At 69.1% G+C, this 17,778-nt stretch carries 17 protein-coding genes, 2 tRNA genes and 1 other RNA gene; 14 read left to right on the top strand and 6 right to left on the bottom strand.

Translation table 11 applies throughout. The annotated features are described in order from the left end of the window. Nucleotides 1-33 precede the first annotated feature (33 nt). Nucleotides 34-837 (top strand): ferritin-like domain-containing protein, encoded by an 804-nt coding sequence (locus BMZ38_RS09345; protein WP_091336673.1) that lies wholly within the window; start codon nucleotides 34-36, stop codon nucleotides 835-837. Between the two features lie 110 nt (nucleotides 838-947). On the opposite strand, the gene BMZ38_RS09340 is transcribed toward BMZ38_RS09345, so the two are convergent. Beyond that, nucleotides 948-1,024, bottom strand: a tRNA-Pro gene (locus BMZ38_RS09340). Nucleotides 1,025-1,184: 160 nt separating this feature from the next. Here BMZ38_RS09340 and hisS point away from each other — a divergent pair. The 3 genes from hisS (at nucleotide 1,185) to BMZ38_RS09325 (ending at nucleotide 4,998) form a co-directional block, all read left to right on the top strand. Beyond that, nucleotides 1,185-2,558, top strand: a complete 1,374-nt coding sequence (gene hisS / locus BMZ38_RS09335) for a histidine--tRNA ligase (protein ID WP_091336671.1) — start codon at nucleotides 1,185-1,187, stop codon at nucleotides 2,556-2,558. Nucleotides 2,559-2,625: 67 nt separating this feature from the next. After that, nucleotides 2,626-4,578, top strand: a complete 1,953-nt coding sequence (locus BMZ38_RS09330; RefSeq protein ID WP_091336669.1) for an HAL/PAL/TAL family ammonia-lyase — start codon at nucleotides 2,626-2,628, stop codon at nucleotides 4,576-4,578. A gap of 15 nt (nucleotides 4,579-4,593) precedes the next feature. Next, nucleotides 4,594-4,998: a DUF6165 family protein gene (locus BMZ38_RS09325; RefSeq protein WP_091336668.1), complete on the top strand. Its 405-nt coding sequence runs from the start codon at nucleotides 4,594-4,596 to the stop codon at nucleotides 4,996-4,998. Nucleotides 4,999-5,029: 31 nt separating this feature from the next. Here the strand turns inward: BMZ38_RS09325 and BMZ38_RS09320 are convergent, their stop codons facing one another. After that, entirely contained in the window at nucleotides 5,030-6,100 is a 1,071-nt protein-coding gene (locus tag BMZ38_RS09320) for a glycosyltransferase family 9 protein (protein ID WP_425431896.1), read from the bottom strand. Between the two features lie 21 nt (nucleotides 6,101-6,121). Between BMZ38_RS09320 and BMZ38_RS09315 the strand changes: the two genes are divergently transcribed. The 9 genes from BMZ38_RS09315 to BMZ38_RS09275 all read left to right on the top strand — a co-directional run bounded on the left by BMZ38_RS09315 (nucleotide 6,122) and on the right by BMZ38_RS09275 (nucleotide 11,540). Further along, nucleotides 6,122-6,850, top strand: a complete 729-nt coding sequence (locus tag BMZ38_RS09315) for a 3-deoxy-D-manno-octulosonic acid kinase (protein ID WP_091336666.1) — start codon at nucleotides 6,122-6,124, stop codon at nucleotides 6,848-6,850. Next, entirely contained in the window at nucleotides 6,847-7,605 is a 759-nt protein-coding gene (locus BMZ38_RS09310; RefSeq protein WP_091336664.1) for an MBL fold metallo-hydrolase, read from the top strand. Before BMZ38_RS09315 ends, BMZ38_RS09310 begins: the two co-directional genes overlap by 4 nt. A gap of 124 nt (nucleotides 7,606-7,729) precedes the next feature. Then, nucleotides 7,730-7,822: transfer RNA gene (locus BMZ38_RS09305), tRNA-Ser, on the top strand. Between the two features lie 39 nt (nucleotides 7,823-7,861). Beyond that, an RNA gene (ffs, locus tag BMZ38_RS09300) (signal recognition particle sRNA small type) lies at nucleotides 7,862-7,958 on the top strand. An 86-nt stretch (nucleotides 7,959-8,044) separates the two neighbouring features. Then, nucleotides 8,045-9,700, top strand: a complete 1,656-nt coding sequence (gene dnaX / locus BMZ38_RS09295; RefSeq protein WP_091336662.1) for a DNA polymerase III subunit gamma/tau — start codon at nucleotides 8,045-8,047, stop codon at nucleotides 9,698-9,700. 13 nt (nucleotides 9,701-9,713) lie between these two features. Next, the gene (locus BMZ38_RS09290; RefSeq protein ID WP_091336660.1) at nucleotides 9,714-10,037 is read left to right on the top strand and encodes a YbaB/EbfC family nucleoid-associated protein; all 324 of its coding nucleotides are present in this window, start codon (nucleotides 9,714-9,716) and stop codon (nucleotides 10,035-10,037) included. Between the two features lie 139 nt (nucleotides 10,038-10,176). Next, nucleotides 10,177-10,776, top strand: a complete 600-nt coding sequence (gene recR / locus BMZ38_RS09285; protein WP_091336658.1) for a recombination mediator RecR — start codon at nucleotides 10,177-10,179, stop codon at nucleotides 10,774-10,776. After that, nucleotides 10,691-11,068 (top strand): GNAT family N-acetyltransferase, encoded by a 378-nt coding sequence (locus tag BMZ38_RS18130; RefSeq protein ID WP_342707665.1) that lies wholly within the window; start codon nucleotides 10,691-10,693, stop codon nucleotides 11,066-11,068. Before recR ends, BMZ38_RS18130 begins: the two co-directional genes overlap by 86 nt. A 127-nt stretch (nucleotides 11,069-11,195) precedes the next feature. Next, entirely contained in the window at nucleotides 11,196-11,540 is a 345-nt protein-coding gene (locus tag BMZ38_RS09275) for a histidine triad nucleotide-binding protein (protein WP_091336657.1), read from the top strand. An 86-nt stretch (nucleotides 11,541-11,626) separates the two neighbouring features. Here the strand turns inward: BMZ38_RS09275 and BMZ38_RS09270 are convergent, their stop codons facing one another. The 4 genes from BMZ38_RS09270 to BMZ38_RS09255 are packed head-to-tail and all read right to left on the bottom strand — an operon-like array spanning nucleotide 11,627 to nucleotide 16,126. Next, nucleotides 11,627-12,217 carry a Slp family lipoprotein gene (locus BMZ38_RS09270; protein ID WP_091336656.1) on the bottom strand — a complete coding sequence of 197 codons (591 nt, stop codon included), beginning with the start codon at nucleotides 12,215-12,217 and terminating at the stop codon, nucleotides 11,627-11,629. A gap of 47 nt (nucleotides 12,218-12,264) precedes the next feature. Further along, nucleotides 12,265-14,232 (bottom strand): transglutaminase TgpA family protein, encoded by a 1,968-nt coding sequence (locus tag BMZ38_RS09265; RefSeq protein ID WP_091336654.1) that lies wholly within the window; start codon nucleotides 14,230-14,232, stop codon nucleotides 12,265-12,267. After that, complete coding sequence (locus tag BMZ38_RS09260; RefSeq protein ID WP_091336652.1) at nucleotides 14,229-15,182, bottom strand: DUF58 domain-containing protein; 954 nt, start codon at nucleotides 15,180-15,182, stop codon at nucleotides 14,229-14,231. The genes BMZ38_RS09265 and BMZ38_RS09260 overlap by 4 nt, the downstream gene beginning before the upstream one ends. Nucleotides 15,183-15,184: 2 nt before the next feature. Beyond that, nucleotides 15,185-16,126 (bottom strand): AAA family ATPase, encoded by a 942-nt coding sequence (locus BMZ38_RS09255; RefSeq protein ID WP_091336650.1) that lies wholly within the window; start codon nucleotides 16,124-16,126, stop codon nucleotides 15,185-15,187. Nucleotides 16,127-16,247: 121 nt separating this feature from the next. On the opposite strand from BMZ38_RS09255, the gene BMZ38_RS09250 reads away from it, so the two are divergent. Next, on the top strand, nucleotides 16,248-17,750 hold the full coding sequence (locus BMZ38_RS09250) for a glycosyltransferase family 39 protein (RefSeq protein ID WP_245747329.1): 1,503 nt from the start codon (nucleotides 16,248-16,250) through the stop codon (nucleotides 17,748-17,750). Nucleotides 17,751-17,778: the final 28 nt, after the last annotated feature.

The raw sequence follows: 17,778 nt of genomic DNA, 5'->3' as shown, positions 1-17,778 counted from the left end.
CAGGCAACGCAAGCCGCGACGTAAACTTGCCGCATGAACGATCTGCACCAAGCTGCCCGGCGCTGCATCGGCGCCAGCGATCCGGAAGAAAAGCTCCGCCTGACGCATGAGACATGGCTCGCCCTACAGGCGGGCGAGCTGCGCCCAGACCCGTCGGGCCCGCCGGCGGAGGCGATCGGAGCGCCTGGCCGGCCGCTACGCCCACGCCTGGTCGAGGCGCGCCATGTGCCACAGCGTGGTCTGGGCACTCCGGAGGGCCGTGCCGCGCTGGTCCATGCCATTGCGCATATCGAGTTCAATGCGATCAACCTGGCCTGGGACGCGGTCTACCGCTTCCGTGGCTTTCCCGCCGACTACTACCGCGACTGGGCCAGCTGCGCCGATGACGAGGCTCGCCACTTCGCCATGCTCGCTGCGCGCCTGGCCGAGCTCGGCCATGCCTACGGCGACTTCGACGCGCACAACGGCCTGTGGGAAATGGCCGAAAAGACCGCCCACAGCGACCTCGCCCGCATGGCGCTGGTGCCGCGCGTGCTCGAGGCACGCGGGCTGGACGTCACTCCCGGGATGATCCAACGCCTGCGCGGCGTGGGCGACGAACGCACCATCGGCATCCTGGAGCTGATCCTGAGCGAGGAAGTCGCCCACGTGGCGGCAGGCACGCGCTGGTTCCGCTGGTGCTGCGAGCGCGACGGGCTGGAGCCGCGCGCGACGTTCGTGCAGTTGCTGCGCGACTACATGGGCGGCAACGTGCGCGGGCCGTTCAACCATCCGGCGCGGCTTGCCGCGGGCTTCGATACCGAGGAAATGGACCAGCTCGTCGCGTTGTCCCTTTGACCGAGGGGCGCACCCGGCAAGTGGCCGCCTGTGTGCCAGGGTCTTGCACGGGAACTTAGGGACCCCGCAAAGAAAAAGGCCACCGCTAGCGGTGGCCTTTCCACGAACCCTGGTCGGGGTGACATGATTCGAACATGCGACTTCTACGTCCCGAACGTAGCGCTCTACCAGGCTGAGCTACACCCCGTGGAGCCGCGTATCTTAGTGAGCCGGCGATAGCTTGGCAACATCCCCCCGCCAATTTTTCCCGCAGCGCGCGCCAGGCATCGCATGGCCATCTGCTAACCTAAGCGGCTGCCGTTGCGCGGCTTCGCCGCGCGTCCGTCACCCCGCAAGCAGAGGATTCCATGGCGCTTACCCCGGCCCGCACCATGCCCGGCGTGCTCGAGCTGCTGCCGCTGGACCAGATCGCGTTCCAGCGCATGCTCGACATCATCCGCCGCAACTTCGAGCGCTTCGGCTTCCTGCCGGTGGAAACGCCGGTGATCGAGTTCTCCGACGTGCTTTTGACCAAGAGCGGCGGCGAGACCGAGCGGCAGGTGTATTTCGTGCAGTCCACCGGTTCGCTGGCAAAGGAAGGCACGCCCGAACTGGCGCTGCGCTTCGACCTCACCGTGCCGCTGGCACGCTACGTCGCCGAGCACGAGCACGACTTGTCCTTTCCGTTCCGGCGCTACCAGATGCAGCGCGTGTACCGCGGCGAGCGTGCGCAGCGCGGGCGCTTCCGCGAGTTCTACCAGTGCGACATCGACGTGATCGGCAAGGACAGCCTGACCACGCGCTACGACGCCGAGTTGCCGGCGGTGATCTACAGCACCTTCCGCGAGCTGGACATCGGCGCCTTCACCATCCAGCTCAACAACCGCAAGCTCATGCGCGGCTACTTCGAGAGCCTGGGAATAGCCGAAAGCGAGCAGCAGATGCTGGTGCTGCGCGAGGTGGACAAGCTGGACAAGCGCGGCGTCGACTACGTGCGCGACACGCTCACCGGCGAGGCCTTTGGCCTGTCGGCGGAGGTAGCGGCGAAGATCCTGGATTTCGTGCAGGTGCGTTCCAGATCGCTCGACGACGCGTTCGCCAGCCTCGATGCGCTGGGCAGCGGTCCCGAAGCACTGGAGCAGGGCAGGGCGGAACTGAAGGAAGTGCTCGGCCTGATCCGCGACTTCGGCGTGCCCGAAACGCACTTCGCGTTGAACCTGTCGATCGCTCGCGGCCTGGACTACTACACCGGCACGGTCTACGAGACCACGCTCAACGACCATCCGCAGATCGGCTCGATCTGCTCGGGCGGCCGCTACGAGAACCTGGCCAGCCAATACACCAGGTCCAGGCTTCCCGGCGTGGGCATCTCGATCGGCCTGACACGCCTGTTCTGGCAGCTGCGCGACGCCGGCCTGCTCGGCAACGCACGCAGCACGGTCGACGTGCTGGTCACGCAGATGGACGCGGCGCAGTTGCCGACCTACCTGGCGATCGCCAACGAGCTGCGGAGCGCCGGCATCGCCACCGAAGTCGTGCTGGAGAGTGGCAAGCTGGCAAAGCAATTCAAATACGCCGATCGCGCCGGCATCCGCTTCGCCGTCGTGGTGGGCGAGGACGAGCTGGCCAAGGGCGTGGTGACGGTCAAGGACCTGCGGCGCGGCGACCAGTTCGAAGTCGCGCGCGGCGAACTGGCCAAGGCGCTGCGGGTGGAACTGGAACAAGCGGCCGTGATGGGTTGATCCCGGACCTATCCGCGCTGGCGCGCTCTGGCGCGAAAGGCGCCGCATACCAAGCAAAGAGGCAAGCGTGAACAAGCAGAACCCGATCGTGCTCGACGGCAACAGCCTCACCCGTGCCAAGCTCGTCGCCGTGGCGCGTGGTGGCGCGCACGTGCAACTGGACGTGAAGCAGCTCGAACGCGTGCGGCACGCCGCCGACTTCCTGGCGGAAAAGGTCAGCTGCGGCGAGCCCACCTACGGCGTGACGACCGGATTCGGCAGCAACGCGGACAAGCTGCTCGGCGGCCACCGCCTGCGCGACGAACTGGTGATCGGCGGGAGCGATCCGCGCTATCCCGGGAAAAGCGGCGCGAGCCTCATGGAGGAGCTGCAGCACAACCTGATCGTCACGCACGCGGTCTGCGTGGGCAAACCGTTCGCGCCGGAGGTGGTGCGGGCGATGCTGGTGATCCGCATCAACACGCTCATGCGCGGCCACTCGGGCATCCGCGTGTCGACCCTCGAAGCACTCACCGCGATGCTCAACCGCGGCGTGGTGCCGGTGGTGCCGGAGAAGGGCTCGGTCGGCGCCAGCGGCGACCTGGCACCGCTCTCGCACCTGGCGATCGTGCTGCTGGGTGGTGGCGAGGCGTTCTTCGAAGGCGAGCGCGTCAGCGGCGCCGAGGCACTCGAGCGCGCGGGACTGGAGCCGATCGGGTTGTCGTTCAAGGAAGGCCTGGCACTCAACAACGGGACGGCGCAGATGCTGGCCACGGCGGCGCTTGCGCTGGACGAGCTGGAATACCTGCTTGGCGTGGCCGACCTCGCCGCGTCGATGTCGCTGGATGCCTTCGCCGGCCGTAGCGGTGCGTTGCGTTCCGAAGTGCACGCGCTGCGCCCGCATCCGGGCCAGGTCGAAGCGGCGACGCACGTGCGCCAGCTGCTGGCCGGTTCCACGCTGATGGATATTCCCTACCACCTGGTACCTCGCTTCAAGCCCTGGTCGGCCGAGGCCTGGGCGTTGCCCGAAGACCAGGCGCTGTCTTTCGACATCGGCTGGGACTGGGTGCCGGCCAACCAGCGCCACGGCCGCGAGGCGTTCTACGACCGCTTCCTGCCTTTCAAGGGGGGCAAGAAGCACCAGCCGCAGGACGCCTACTGCCTGCGCTGCATGCCGCAGGTGCACGGTGCGGTGCGCGACGCATGGGCGCAGGCCTGCCGCGTGATCGACATCGAGCTCAACTCGGTAACCGACAACCCGCTGATCTTCCCGGACGCCGAGGGCGCGCAGTTCATCGAGGAGCAGGTGATCTCGGCCGGCCACTTCCACGGCATGCCGCTGGCGCTGGCAATGAGCTACGTCAAAGCGGCGATCCCGGTGCTGGCCTCGATCTCCGAACGCCGACTCAACAAGCTGGTCGACCCGGCCACCAACGACGGCCTGCCGGCCTTCCTCACCGGCAACGAGGATGGCACCGACTCGGGTTTCATGATCGTGCAGTATACCGCCGCGGCGCTGGTCAACGACCTCGCCACGCGCGCGCATCCGGCCAGCGTCTATTCGATCCCGACCAGCGCCAATGCCGAGGACCATGTCTCGATGGGCGCCAACGAGGCGCGCCACGTGCTGGAGATGATGGAGGACCTGGGCCACGTGCTGGCGCTGGAGCTCTACACCGCCGCGCAGGCGCTCGACTACCGCCGCGAAATGCTCAACGCCGCACGCCGCCTCGCCGCACGCGGGGACTGGCGCGCACTGGCGGCCAAGGTCGGCAACGCACCGCGCGAGGATCATCCCAGCCATGCCCAGTTCAAGCAGGAAGTGCAGCAGCTGATGGCCGCGTTGGCCGCCAGCGAGGACTTTCACCCCGGCACCGCGGTCGAGACCGCCCACGCCCTGCTGCGCGAGCGCATCGCCTTCATGCACAGGGACCGGGCGATGGATGGCGACATCCGCGCCGCCTGCGCCCTGCAGCAACAACGCGCCTTCGCCGCCGCCTCGCATCCGTGGCTGGTCGCCGAGGTCGTCGACTATCCCTGATTTGCCGGAGTTTCCATGAGCCTCATCCAAGTCCCCGTTTCCTACGGCGAGCTGATCGACAAGATCACCATTCTGGAGATCAAGGCGCGCCAGATCGCCGATCCGGCCAAGCTCGCCAACGTGCGCAACGAGCTCGATTTGCTCAACGCGACCTGGGCGAACGACGCGGCGTCCCAGACCGACATCGGCGATGAACGCGCCCGCCTGCTCACCGTCAACGAAGCGCTGTGGGAGATCGAGGACCGCATCCGGCTGAAGGAGAAGGCGCAGGCCTTCGATGACGAGTTCGTCGAGCTGGCGCGTTCGGTCTATTTTCGCAACGACGAGCGCGCGGCGGTCAAGCGCGAGATCAACCTCAAGCTGGGTTCGCAGCTGGTCGAGGAAAAGTCCTATCAGGATTACCGGTCGCCGGCAGCGTAAGGCCGCCTTCACCGGCGGGACAGGGGCAAGATCAGCCAAGCCCACGCGACGAGGCAAACGCCTCGAACCGTTCGAGCACGTCGTCGACGCCGATGAGGCCCATCACGCCCGGCCGCTCGATCTTCGTCCCCCACGCCAGCTCGCTCGCCGGCTTGCCGAGAAACCGCCGCGCGGCTTCGTCGTACTTGTCGACGCACCAGCTGCGGTCCGAGTACGGCCCGGAACGGTTCGGATTGCTCGCCGCGTGCAGTCCCAGGACCTTGGTGCCCATCGCATTGGCCATGTGCATCGGCCCGGAATCCGGCGTCAGCAGCAGCTGTGCGCGAGCGCACATGGCGAGCATCCGCTTGAGCGTGTCCTTGCCCGTGAGGTCGAGCGGCCGGCGCTTGCCGGCAGCCAGCACCGCGTCGGCCATCGCCCGCTCGCCGGGAGAAGGACCGCCGACCAACGCCACGCGCCAGCCGCGCGACAGCGCGTGGTCGATCGCCGCCGCGTAGCGCTCCGGCTGCCAGTTGCGCAGGGCATGGCTGGAGGTCGGGCTGACCAGCAGGGTGGGTGTGTCGCCTGGCAGCTGCTGTTGTGCCCAGGCATGCGCCTCCTCGGGTACGGGGATGTCCCAGCGCACCTGCGTCTGCTTCAGGCCCAGCGGTTCGCAGAAGCTGCCAAGCGCGTCCAGCACGTGCTCGCCGCTGCGCGCGGGAATGCGCTCATTGATGACCAGCCCGTGCAGGTCCTTCGAACGCGCGTGGTCGTAACCGACGCGTCGGTGCGCGCGGACGCCCAGGCTCAGCAGGTTGGAGCGCAGCGCCACCTGCATCTGCAGCAGCGCGTCGAAGCGGTGCCCGCGCAGTGCGTTCCACACGGCGCGCATGCCCGCCCAGCCGGCGCCCTTGTCGAAGGTGACGAATTCCACCCCCTCGATATCGCCGACCAGCTTGCGCTCGAGCTTGCCCACCACCCAGGTCAGCGCCGTCTGCGGCCAGGCCCGCTGCAGCGTGCGCACCAGCGGCACCACGTGGGTGACGTCGCCGATCGCCGAGGTGCGCAGCAGGCAGAGCGAGGCGGGAGCAGGCAGGGGGCTTGGGCTAGAATCGACCGGCATGAACGTCTCCTTCGACCGCACATGATGATGCAGGAGCAGATCCGCGAGGAAGCGGGCGGTACGGTGTTGTTCGATGCCTCGCGGGCGCCTGCGGTCGGCGCCGACTGGTTCGATCCGGGATACTGGCGCGGTCGCGGTGCCTTGCAGACGCAGGGCGGCGGGCGTGGCGGCGTGGCGGTGATCGACACCCTGGCTGGCGCCTGCGTGCTGCGCCATTACCATCGCGGCGGCCTGATCGCGCGGTTCAACCGCGACAGCTACCTGTGGACCGGCGCTGCGCATACGCGCAGCTTTGCCGAGTTCCGCCTGCTGGCGCACATCGCCTCACTGGAACTGCCGGCGCCGGCGCCGCTGGCGGCGCGCTACCGCCGGCACGGCCTGTCCTACACCGCCGACCTCATCACCCGCCGGATCGACGATGCGCGCACGCTGGCGCAATGCCTGGCCGACCACCGGCTGGATGCGGACCTGGCGCGCGAGACCGGGGCGCTGGTCGCACGCTTCCATCGCGAGGGGATCTGGCACGCCGACCTCAACGCGCACAATGTGCTGGTCACGCCGCAGGCGCTGTACCTGATCGACTTCGACCGCGGCGCGCTGCGCAAACCCGCGGAGGCGTGGCGGCTGGCGAACCTGGCGCGGCTGCGCCGCTCGCTGGTCAAGCTCGGCGCCCCCGAACGGATCCCCGATTTCCAGGCGGCCATCTGGGGACCGCTGGTCTATGGCTACGAACGGACGATGGGCGCATGAACTGGTCGCTGCGGTTCCTCGGTGTCGGCGCCGCGCACGCGGTGGAACTGGGCTCGTCGGCCGCCGTGCTCGAGTGCGCTGGCAAGCCGATGCTGCTGATCGATTGCGGCCCGGACACGTTGGACCGTTACCAGGCCCTCTACGGCGAACTGCCGCGCGCGATCTACCTCACCCACACGCATCTGGACCACGTCGGCGGCATGGAGCGGTTGTTCACCCGAGTGTGGTTCGACCCGGCACGGCGCGGCGGCGTCCGCGTGTTTGCCCATGCCGCCCTGGTGCCGTGGCTGCAGACGCGCGTGGCCGACTACCCCGGCGTGCTGGCCGAGGGTGGCGTGAACTTCTGGGAGGCGTTCCGGCTGGTTCCCTGCAGCCGCGGCTTCTGGCTCGATGGCTGGTGGTTCGACGTGTTCGCCACGCGGCACCACCGGCCGGGCACCTCGTTCGGCCTGGCCCTGCATGGCAGCTTCGTCTTTACCGGCGATACCCGACCGGTGCCGGAAATGCTGGCGCAGTATGCCGCGGCCGGCGAACGCGTGCTGCACGACTGCGGGCTGGTCGGAAATCCCTCGCACAGCGGCGTTGATGACCTGGAGCGCGAGTACGACGGGGGCCTGCGCCATCAGCTGGTGCTGTACCACTACGGCAGCGCCGCCGACGGCGAGCAGCTGCGCGCGCGCGGCTACGCCATTGCGCGGGCTGGCGAGGCCATTCCACTGCCGACGCCGCCATCGCCGCGGCAGGACGCCGGCTAGCCGGCACGGCTCCTCCTGCTGGTTGTCCCAGGATCGGAGATCGCGCAAGTTGGCTTGTCTCCATTCAAGCCTGACGCTATCCTTCCGCTTCTTTGCCGGCCCCCGGGGCCGGCAGGGAAGATGCGGAGAGGTGTCCGAGTGGTTGAAGGAGCACGCCTGGAAAGTGTGTATACGGCTTATCCCCGTATCGCGGGTTCGAATCCCGCCCTCTCCGCCAGTTTCATCTAGGGCTCAGTGCCCATGTCCATGGTGGCCCCGTCGGTCCCCCCGCGACGATAGTCCGCAAACCCCGCCAGGTCCGGAAGGAAGCAACGGTAGTGGATGATTCGGGTGCCGGGGTGTGGCTGGCGGGGCCGCCGCCATTTCGGGGCTCCGACGCCTTTGGCTGACTTGCCGGCGTCGACTTGGCACAATCGGGTTTCGCCCTCAGGTATAGCCCATGTCCTATCAGGTTCTCGCCCGCAAGTGGCGCCCGCGCAAGTTCGTCGAGCTGGTCGGGCAGGAACATGTGGTGCGCGCGCTGACCAATGCGCTGGACACCGGGCGCATGCACCACGCCTACCTGTTCACCGGTACCCGCGGCGTGGGCAAGACCACCATCGCGCGCATCTTCGCCAAGTCGCTCAACTGCGAGCGGGGCGAGTCGGCCGACCCGTGCGGCGAGTGCGCGGTGTGCACCGCGGTGGATGCGGGCCGCTTCGTGGATCTCCTGGAAATCGACGCGGCCAGCAACACGGGTGTGGACGATGTGCGCGAGGTGATCGAGAACGCGCAGTACGCACCCGCCCGCGGTCGCTTCAAGGTGTACCTGGTCGACGAGGTGCACATGCTCTCCAAGCCGGCCTTCAACGCGCTGCTGAAGACGCTGGAGGAGCCGCCGCCGCACGTGAAGTTCCTGCTGGCGACCACCGACCCGCAGAAGCTGCCGGTAACCGTGCTTTCACGGTGCCTGAAGTTCAACCTCAAGCGCCTGCTGCCCGAGCAGATATCCGGCCAGATGCGCCATATCCTCGACGCCGAGCAGATCGCCTACGAGGATACCGCCATCGGCGAGCTGGCGCGCGGCGCCGACGGCTCGCTGCGCGACGGCCTGTCGCTGCTGGACCAGGCGATCGCCTACGGCGGCGGCGCGCTCAAGGCCGACGACGTGCGCGCCATGCTCGGCAGCGTGGCGCGCGGACAGGTACTGGGGGTGCTCGAAGCGCTGGCCGACGGTGACGGCGCGAGGCTGATGGCCGAGTGCGAGCGCATCGCCTCGTATTCGCCCGACTTCGGCAACGTGCTCGACGACCTGGCTGCCACTTTGCACCGCATCCAGCTGATGCAGCTGGTGCCCGGCTATCGCGGCGAAGGCGACAGCGAAGGGGAAGAGACCCTTGCTGCGTTGGCCGGGCGCATGCAGCCGGAAGACGTGCAGCTCTACTACCAGATCGCCACCACCGGGCGCCGCGACCTCGCACTGGCGCCGGACGCGCGCACCGGCTTCGAGATGGCGTTGCTGCGGATGCTGGCGTTCCGTCCCGGCGAAGCGGGCGAGCCCGTGCCAGCCGAACGCGCGCCCCGCCCCGCAGTGGCATCCCGACCGGCGGCAGCCGCCCCGCGCGGCGCGCCCGCAGAGGCGCATGCACCGCCCGCGCCGCGTGCACAACCGACACCCGCACTCGTCGCAGCCGCTACCGCCGCTACATCGGTGGCCAAGGATGCCCGTGGCCTGCCGCGCTGGGACGCGCTGATCGAGCAGGCCGGCCTGCGCGGCCCGCTCGGCCAGCTGGCGCAGAACGCCGCGCTGCGCGAGCGCGACGGCAACACGCTGGTGCTGGCGTTGCAGCCGGCGCACATGCACCTGGCCGTCGAGCCGATGGTCGGCCAGATGGCCGACCGCATCAGCGACACGCTGGGCGAACGCGTCAAGCTGCGCTTCGTCGCCGACAGCCAGGGCGCCAGCGAAACGCCGGCCGCCCGCGCGGCCTCGGCCCGCGAGAGTGCGCAGAGCGCGGCCGAGCAGTCGATCGAGGAGGACCCGCTGGTGCAGTCGCTCAAGCGCGAGTTCGGTGCCCGCGTGGTGCCGCAGTCGATCAAACCCATCGAAAGTTGAACGGAGACATGCCATGAGAGGCCAGATCGGTCAGCTGATGCAGCAGGCCCAGCGCATGCAGGAAGACATGAAGCGTGCGCAGGAGGAAATCGCGCGGATGGAGGTCACCGGCAGCGCCGGTGGCGGCCTGGTCACCGTGCTGATGACCGGCGCGCACGAGGTGCGCCGCGTGCAGATCGACCGCAAGCTGTTCGCGGACGACCCGGAGATGGCCGAGGATCTGGTTGCCGCGGCCGTCAACGATGCGGTCAACAAGGTGGCCGAAGCCAGCCGCAACAAGCTTGGTGGCGTGACCGCGGGCATGAATCTGCCGCCCGGCTTCAAGATGCCGTTCTGACGTTCCGCAGAAGGTGTAACCCGACTGTCGAACGCCGCCCTTCCGCCGAAGCGGAAGTCCATTTGCCCCTCGCTGCCGGAGCGACCATGGGTTCCCGCGTTCGCGGGAACGACGCCAAGGCAGCTTTCAGGTCCCGCCCATGCCCGGCTCGCCTCTCCTCGCCGACCTCATCGAAGCACTGCGCTGCCTGCCTGGCGTGGGCGGCAAGAGTGCGCAGCGGATGGCCTTCCACCTGCTCGAGCGCGAACGCACGCGCGGCCTGAAGCTGGCCGGCGTGCTGCGCGAGGCAATGGAGCGGATCGGCAACTGCACGCGCTGCCGCAACTTCAGCGAGGAGCCGGTGTGTGCGCTGTGCGCCAACGCCAGCCGGGACCGCCAGGTGCTGTGCGTGGTCGAGTCGCCGACGGACCTGGCCGCCATCGAGCAGGCCACCGGCTACCGCGGGCAGTACTTCGTGCTGCTCGGGCGCCTCTCGCCGCTGGACGGGCTGGGTCCGGAGGAGCTGGGCCTGGCGCAGTTGAGTGCGCGGCTGGGCGAGGGTGAGATCGAGGAAATGATCATCGCCACCAACCCGACGGTCGAGGGCGAGGCCACCGCGCACTACCTCGCACAGCTGGCCCGGGCCGGTGGCGTGAAGCCGACACGCCTGGCCCATGGCGTGCCGCTGGGAGGCGAACTCGAATACGTCGACCGCGGCACGCTCGCGCACGCCTTCGGTAGCCGCCAGGCGCTTGAATGAGCGCGGTCGAGCCGCAGCGGGCCTATGCGGCACCCGCGCCGGAGGAGTACTGCGCGCTGCGGTGTGCGGCCGGCCTCAGTGCGATGGACGAGGCGGCTGCAACGGCCGGACTGCCGGCCAGCTGGTGCGCCGCCAGCCTGCGCGCCGGCGACGAGCCGGGCCGCATGTCGGTGATGGCGCGTCGTTGCTGCAGGTGGTTGACATCGCCGTGCGGCCGGACTGGCAGCGGCGAGGGCTCGGCCGCCCCATCGTGGCTGCACTGATGGACGATGCGCGCCATCGTGCGCCCTAGGCTGTGGCCGTTGCCCTGCTGCCGGTGGCGAAGCCGGCGGGCTGTACGGCCAGTTCGGCTTCCAACCGAGCGCGCCGCGTTCGCAGGGTATGCTGCTGCGCCTGTGAACCCGTTACAGGAGTCAGGCATGGGCGACACCATATTCGGCAAGATCATCCGGCGCGAAATTCCCGCCGACATCGTCTATGAGAACGACGACGTGCTCGGTTTCCGGGATCTGAACCCGCAGGCGCCGGTGCATGTCCTGTTCGTTCCGAAGAAGCCGCTGCCGACGCTGAACGACGCGCAGCCGGACGATGCCGAGCTGCTGGGGAAGTTGCTGATCGCCGCTGCCGGCTACGCCAAGCAGGAAGGACTGGCCGAACAGGGCTACCGCACCGTGATCAATTGCAACGAGCATGGCGGGCAGACGGTCTTCCACCTGCACGTGCACCTGCTGGCCGGACGCCGGTTCACCTGGCCGCCGGGCTGACGCCACCGAAAGTCCGAGCGCCGGAGGCGTCAAGAGGGGCGAATGCAAAAACGCCGGCGCGGGGCCGGCGTTTTGCGTTCGGTGGCTTACTTGTGGCCCGGCGCTGGTGCGGGCGCCGGCCGCACGATGATCACGCGCGGGCGGTTCCAGAACGGATCCCCCCACGGGCCCCAGTACGGGCCCCAGCCCGGACCCCAGAATGGGTCGTAGTAGCCGGGCGGGTAGCTCACGGTCACTGGACGCTTCGGCCACAGGTAGACCACGTCCGCTTCCACGCGCGGGTAGGCGTAGTCGTATTCGCCCACTTTCTTGGTCACGGTGCCGTGCAGGGTGCCTGTGACGGTCAGCTCGCGTCCGCGGGTGAAGACCTCCGGATCATAGAAGCCGTCATGGCAGGCGACGAAGCGGCCTTCGGTGGCGCCGCTGGTGCCCGACTCGGGCCGCGCCTGCTTGTCCAGTGGACGGGACAGCAGGTAGAAGCAGGTCTGTTGCGGACCGGGCTCGGTCTGGATGATTTCGCCGCCCCAGCGCACCTTCGCGCCGCCGGCGCCACCCTGCTGGGCGCCCGCCGTGCTCACGTTGGAGTAGGTACCCTGCAGCGGCTGGGGCACCGTTGCACAGGCGGCCAGCAGGCCGAACGCGGTGGCCAGGGCCAGGGGACGGTAAGGAAAGGACATGGTGGTTCTCCCGGAAGACAGCGGTCGCCGGGCGACCGCGTTGACGTTCATTTGACCACGCGGCGCGGTCGAAATTCCCGTACCGCCCGCTGGAATTCACGCAGCAGTTCAGGCACCGGCTCGTCGTGGGCATAGCGCAGTTCGAGGTAGCGGTCCATCAGTCGCTCCAGTTCGCCGCGCTGGGAGGGCAGGGCCCTTGCAGCGCGGCGCAGGTAATGTTGCGGCCCCTCGCTGCGACGCCGCGTGATGCCGGCGCGCGCGAGTTTGGCTTCCAGCCGGCGCAGCGCCTGGCGCAGCGGTTCTGGCCGTTCACGCCGCCACAACGCCCAGCCCACGCCGATGGCCACGAACAGCGCGGTGCCGAGCGCCAGCAGCATGCCCAGCATCGCCGTGCCGGTGTCGCTAATGCCGAAGGGCGTAAGCAGGCCTCGCTGCCGCAGCGCATCGAATCCAATAACGCCCTCGGTCCACCAGTGGTTGACCACGTCCCAGCGGTTTCGCAGCCCTTCCAGCCAACCGCTTTGCATCCAGTCGAGCTGGTCGCCGGCTGCTGCGGTGGCGCCCAGGCTCACCCGTTCGGGCCGGACCGCGGCGGTGGGGTCGACCCGGACCCAGCCGAGTCCGTCGAGCCACACCTCGCTCCAGGCGTGTGCATCGGATTGGCGCACCAGCAGGTAGTTGCCCATGCGATTCCAGAAGCCGCCCTGGTAGCCGGTGACCACGCGTGCCGGGATCCCGGCCGCACGCATCAGTACCGTGAAGGCCGATGCGTAGTGCTCGCAGAAGCCCTCGCGGGTGCCGAACAGGAAGTCATCCACGCTGTCGCGTCCCAGCGGCGCGGGCGCGAGCGTGTAGCGGAAACCGCCGTCATGGAAGAGCGCCAAAGCCGCGCGGACGATGGCCTCCCTGTCGTCGCGGTAGTGCTGGCGCCAGGTCTGCCCTTGCGCCAACGCGCGCGGGTTGAAGCCGGATGGAAGCTGCAGCCAGCGCTGGTGACGCATGTCCAGGCTTGGCTGCAACCGGTAGCGGAGGGCCGAGCTCAGCGAGTAGCTGGTCAGCTCGTCCACCGGCTTGTCGGCCATGATCACCCGATCGCGTCGCATGTGCGCGCCTGGCGGGACGTCGAGCGGCACGTCCAGCGAAAGCAGCACGTACCGGTGGCTGGGTTCCAGAGTGATCTGGTAGTGGATGGCCTGCGAGGCCTCGACCGCCACCGGGGCGGGGCTGGCGACCTCCGCGTAGTGCCAGGTGAACCCATCGAACGCCCCCATGACGTACGCACGGAAGTAGCGTTGTCGGGGAGGCGGGGGCGCGCCATCGAAGCTCACCCGCATGGCTGGCCGGTCGTCGGTCAGCAGCTCGGTGAAGTTGCCGGGCGACATGCTGTCGCTCAGGCCGGTGCGCGCTTCGTTGCGGTTGGCTGCGCCCCACAGCGGCGAGCTCAGCCGCGGCACCAGCGCGAAGGCGAGCAGGGCGAGCGGCACCGCGGCAGCGAGCAGGGCCAGGCCGGGCACCAGCGCCTGCGGCAGGTTCGACGGCGCCTGTGCCGGCTCCAGTGCACGCAGGGTGGCCAGGGCCGGCAGCAAGCCCAGTGCCACCACCAAGGTGGCGAGCAGCCCCTGGTCGAACAGCAGCGCCGCCATCAAGCCGAAGCAGGCGAAGCTGACGCCGACCTTCGCGTCGCGCGACGTCTCGCTCTCCAGCAGCTTCAGCACCAGCAGGCCGACGGCCAGCGCGGAACCCGGTGCCTGGCCGAAGATGGTGCCGTAGGTGACGACCACGGCGGTTCCCAACAAGGCCAGCAGCGGCAGCTTGAGCAGCAGTGGCGAGCGCGCGCCATGCCTGCGGCGTTGCCACCAGCGCACCATGAGTACCAGCGCCAGCGCGACGCCAAGCCACCAGGGCAGGTGCGATGCGTGTACGCCGAGCACGCAGGCCATGGTCAGGCAGAGCAGGTCGAACGCGCGCGTATCCAGCCTGGGCTCGTCGGCATGGCGCTGCAGGATGGCGATCATGGCAACGACGCCAATGCGCTCATGCAGCGTGCGTAATGCCCCGGCCCGCTGCCGACCTCGATCGGCTGGCCTGGCAGCCACAGGCTGTGACGGCGGCCCTGGACATGGGCCTCGCCCAGCCAGCGGGCGAGGCGGGCGATACGTGCCTCGTTGTCCATGCCTTCCAGTTCGCGCCAGTCCAGGCGCCACTCGGGGCGCGATTCGGGTTGCTCGAAGTCCTTGCTGAGCAGTTGACCCAGCCGCGCGCTGGCTTTCCAGGCGATGTGCTTGCGTGGGTCGCCGCTGCGGTAGTCACGCAGGGCGGCCAGGTCCTCGCCGCGGTGCAGGCGCGGGCGCAGGCCCTCGTCGGCCGGCAGGCGCGGCGGCGGGCCACCGCCTTCGGGGCGTGGCCAGACCAGCACCGATTGCGCCGGATGCATCCAGCTCCACGCACGGAACAGCCCGAGCGGCCAGGTCGTCCACACGCGAAGGCGCGGCAGGGGTTGCCAGCCACGCGTGGTGGTGGCGAGCGGCAGGGTGACGTCGGCCTTGCCCGAGGCATCGACGGCAAAGGCCTGGCAGGCAGTTCCCAGGTCGACGCGGATCGCGCTGCGCGGTCGGGCCGACTCGAACTCCAGCGTCAGCGCCAGGGACTCGCCGGCGATCGCCTGGCCTGCGCGCACGCTGGCCAGGGCCAGTCCGTCCAGCGCGCGGAAGGCGATCAGCATGCTGGACGCGCCCGCCGCGCCCAGTATGCAGGTGAGCAACAGGGCGGCGTTGTTGGAATAGTTCAGCGAACCGACCAGCATCACCAGCAGCAGCACGGAGAAGCCGATGCCGAAACCGGTCGGCACGATGTAGATACGCCGTCGATGCAGCTCGATCGGCATCGGCTCCGGGCGACGGAAGCGGGTCAGTGCGGGCAGCCGGCGCTCGGCCAACTGCTGCAGGCGGCGCAGCGCGTCGCGCACGGTCAGTCGACCGCGGTATCGGCCAGCAGCGCGCGTGCCAGCGCATCGCCGCTGGCACCGCGCGAAGGCACCAGGCGGTGTGCGGCGAGCGGTACGAAAAGCGCCTGGATGTCCTCCGGCAGCACGTGGCCGCGGCCGCTCAGCAGGGCCCATGCGCGCGCGGCCCCGAGCAGGGCAATGCCGGCCCGCGGCGACAGTCCGACCTTGATGTCCGCGTGGCGGCGGCTGGCCGCAAGCAGGGCTTGCAGGTAGTCGAGCAGCGCGCTGCTGGCGGTGATCCCCTGTGCCTGGCGATGCAGCGCGGCGAGGCTGGGCGCATCCAGTTGCGGCGTGAGCTGGGCCAGCAGGTCACGCCGGTCGCTGCCGGCCAGCAGGGCGCGTTCGGCGGCGGCATCGGGATAGTCCAGCGAGATGCGCAGCATGAAGCGGTCCAGCTGCGAATCGGGCAGCGGAAAGGTGCCGTGCAGATCGAGCGGGTTCTGCGTGGCGACGACGAAGAACGGCTGCGCCAGCGTGTGCGTCTGGCCGTCCACGGTGACCTGGCCTTCGGCCATGGCTTCCAGCAATGCGCTCTGCGTCTTCGGCGTGGCGCGGTTGATCTCGTCGGCGAGCATCAGTCCGGTGAAGATCGGGCCGGGATGGAAGCGGAACTGGCCTGTCTCGCGCTCGAACACGCTGACCCCGATAATGTCCGAGGGCAGCAGGTCGCTGGTGAACTGCACGCGCTGGAACTCCAGCGCGAAGCTTGCTGCCAGCGCGTGCGCCAGCGTGGTCTTGCCCACGCCGGGCACGTCCTCCAGCAGCAGGTGGCCGCCGGCGACCAGGCACGTAAAGGCCAGCTTCACCTGGCGCGGCTTGCCGAGCAGTACCCGGTTGACCTGGGCCATCGCCGCTTCCAGGCGCGGATGGAGCGTTTCTTCAGGCAGGGGAGTGGTGGCGGACATGGGTTCCTGGCAGTCGGCACGAGCGGAACGCGGGGAGGGCCGGTCGAGTGTAGCGGCCGGCCTCGCGCGCTGGCGAGGCGCATTCCTCATCGCGTTTGCCGCCTTGCTGGTTCTCAAGTGCATGGTTGCCGCGACGATGTCGCCGTTCGGCGACGAGGCGTTCTACTGGCTGGAAAGCCGGCATCCGGCCTGGGGGTACAGCGACCTGCCGCCGCTGACGGCGTGGCTGATCTGGCTGGGTGAGCACGTCGCCGGGCACGGCCTGGTCGGCATGCGCTGGCCGTTCCTGTTGCTGGGCAGCATGTTGCCGTGGGTCGTCGTGGCGTTCGGGCGGCGCGCCTTCGATGCATGTGTCGGTTGGCAGGCGGGCCTGCTGTGCCTGGCACTACCGCTGGCCAGCACCTTCGGCGTGATGGCCATGCCGGACGTGCCGCTGACGCTCGCCATCGCGGTGGCGCTCCATGCGCTGCTGCGCGCGATGGACGACGACCGCCTGCGCGACTGGTTGTTGCTGGGCGTGGCGATGGCGGTCGCCTGGCTGACCCACTATCGCGCGGCCATGGCGATGCTGGCCGGATTCCTGTTGCTGGTGTCTACCCCGCGCGGTCGTGCGCAGTGGCGACGCGGCGGACTTTGGCTGGCATTGGGCATCGCAGCGCTGGGACTGCTGCCGCTGGCCGTGTCGAACTGGCGGCAGCATGGCGCCGGACTCGCGTTCCAGCTGGTCGATCGCAATCCGTGGCGCTTCCATGCCGACGCGCTGGTGCAACCGCTGGAGCAGGCGGTCGCCTGCACGCCGGTGCTCTATGTGGTGCTGCTGTGGGCGCTATGGTGCAGTTGGCGCCGTCGTGCGGAACGCGCGCCGTGGGACCTGGTCGCCTGGACCTCGCTCGGCTTCCTTGCACCGTACTTTCTGTTCGGGCTGTTCGCCGACGACCTGCGCTTCCGCGCGCACTGGCCGCTGCCCGGCTATCTGCCATTGCTGGCAGCGGTGCCTGCGCTGTGCCGTGGTGCGGGTCGGGGCTGGCGCGTGGCCACCGTGACAGGAGGCGTGCTGGGTTTGCTCGGAACGTTGCTCGGGCTCGGGTATCTCGCATTGGCGGCGAGCCCGCAGGGCGCCGACGTGCTGTCGTCAAGCAAGGCCTTCCCGACCAACTTCGTAGGTTGGCGCGAAAGCGCGGCAGAGGCACGCACGTTGCTGGAACGCAAGAACGCGGTACTGGTGGCCGACAATTTCATGCTCGCCGCCGAGCTGGAGTTCCAGCTTCCTGGCCGCGGCCCGGTGTATGCGCTGGACAGCACGTTCAACATCAAGCATGGCCGCGCAGCGCAGCTGGCCATCTGGCGCCTGGACGAAGCCGGCCTGCGTGCCGCCCATGCCGGCGAGCCGATGCTGCTGGTGGTGAGCGAGGTCATGCGCGAGCGCGACAAGCTGGATCGGCTGGGCGCGATCTGCGGCAGCATCGAGGCGCCACAGCTGGTGGCCAGGCGCGTCCTGTTCGGCGGGCGCAAGAGCTTTGCGTATTACCGCGGACGGGTGCCGACTGCACCGCCCACGCGGCTGGCCGACCCCACCGGGTGCCTGTTCTGGCGCAACGCGCTGCAAGCCGGCGACGCTTGGTAGGAGCGGCCCCGCGCGACCGCAAGGCCGA

Origin of the sequence: Frateuria terrea (assembly GCF_900115705.1) — a bacterium.
In the GTDB taxonomy this organism is placed as follows: Bacteria; Pseudomonadota; Gammaproteobacteria; order Xanthomonadales; family Rhodanobacteraceae; genus Frateuria_A; species Frateuria_A terrea.
Note: the sequence above shows the minus strand (reverse complement) of the source record. Positions and strands in the feature narration are given on the sequence as shown.

Bases quoted from the DNA above. Each gene is read 5' to 3' on its own strand.
- BMZ38_RS09255 (WP_091336650.1), bottom strand. From the start codon at position 16,126: ATGTCCGCCACCACTCCCCTGCCTGAAGAAACGCTCCATCCGCGCCTG.
- dnaX (WP_091336662.1), top strand. From the start codon at position 8,045: ATGTCCTATCAGGTTCTCGCCCGCAAGTGGCGCCCGCGCAAGTTCGTC.
- BMZ38_RS09290 (WP_091336660.1), top strand. From the start codon at position 9,714: ATGAGAGGCCAGATCGGTCAGCTGATGCAGCAGGCCCAGCGCATGCAG.
- BMZ38_RS09250 (WP_245747329.1), top strand. From the start codon at position 16,248: ATGGTTGCCGCGACGATGTCGCCGTTCGGCGACGAGGCGTTCTACTGG.
- BMZ38_RS09345 (WP_091336673.1), top strand. From the start codon at position 34: ATGAACGATCTGCACCAAGCTGCCCGGCGCTGCATCGGCGCCAGCGAT.
- BMZ38_RS09265 (WP_091336654.1), bottom strand. From the start codon at position 14,232: ATGATCGCCATCCTGCAGCGCCATGCCGACGAGCCCAGGCTGGATACG.
- BMZ38_RS09270 (WP_091336656.1), bottom strand. From the start codon at position 12,217: ATGTCCTTTCCTTACCGTCCCCTGGCCCTGGCCACCGCGTTCGGCCTG.
- BMZ38_RS18130 (WP_342707665.1), top strand. From the start codon at position 10,691: ATGGCGTGCCGCTGGGAGGCGAACTCGAATACGTCGACCGCGGCACGC.
- hisS (WP_091336671.1), top strand. From the start codon at position 1,185: ATGGCGCTTACCCCGGCCCGCACCATGCCCGGCGTGCTCGAGCTGCTG.
- BMZ38_RS09325 (WP_091336668.1), top strand. From the start codon at position 4,594: ATGAGCCTCATCCAAGTCCCCGTTTCCTACGGCGAGCTGATCGACAAG.
- BMZ38_RS09320 (WP_425431896.1), bottom strand. From the start codon at position 6,100: ATGCCGGTCGATTCTAGCCCAAGCCCCCTGCCTGCTCCCGCCTCGCTC.
- BMZ38_RS09310 (WP_091336664.1), top strand. From the start codon at position 6,847: ATGAACTGGTCGCTGCGGTTCCTCGGTGTCGGCGCCGCGCACGCGGTG.
- recR (WP_091336658.1), top strand. From the start codon at position 10,177: ATGCCCGGCTCGCCTCTCCTCGCCGACCTCATCGAAGCACTGCGCTGC.
- BMZ38_RS09275 (WP_091336657.1), top strand. From the start codon at position 11,196: ATGGGCGACACCATATTCGGCAAGATCATCCGGCGCGAAATTCCCGCC.
- BMZ38_RS09315 (WP_091336666.1), top strand. From the start codon at position 6,122: ATGATGATGCAGGAGCAGATCCGCGAGGAAGCGGGCGGTACGGTGTTG.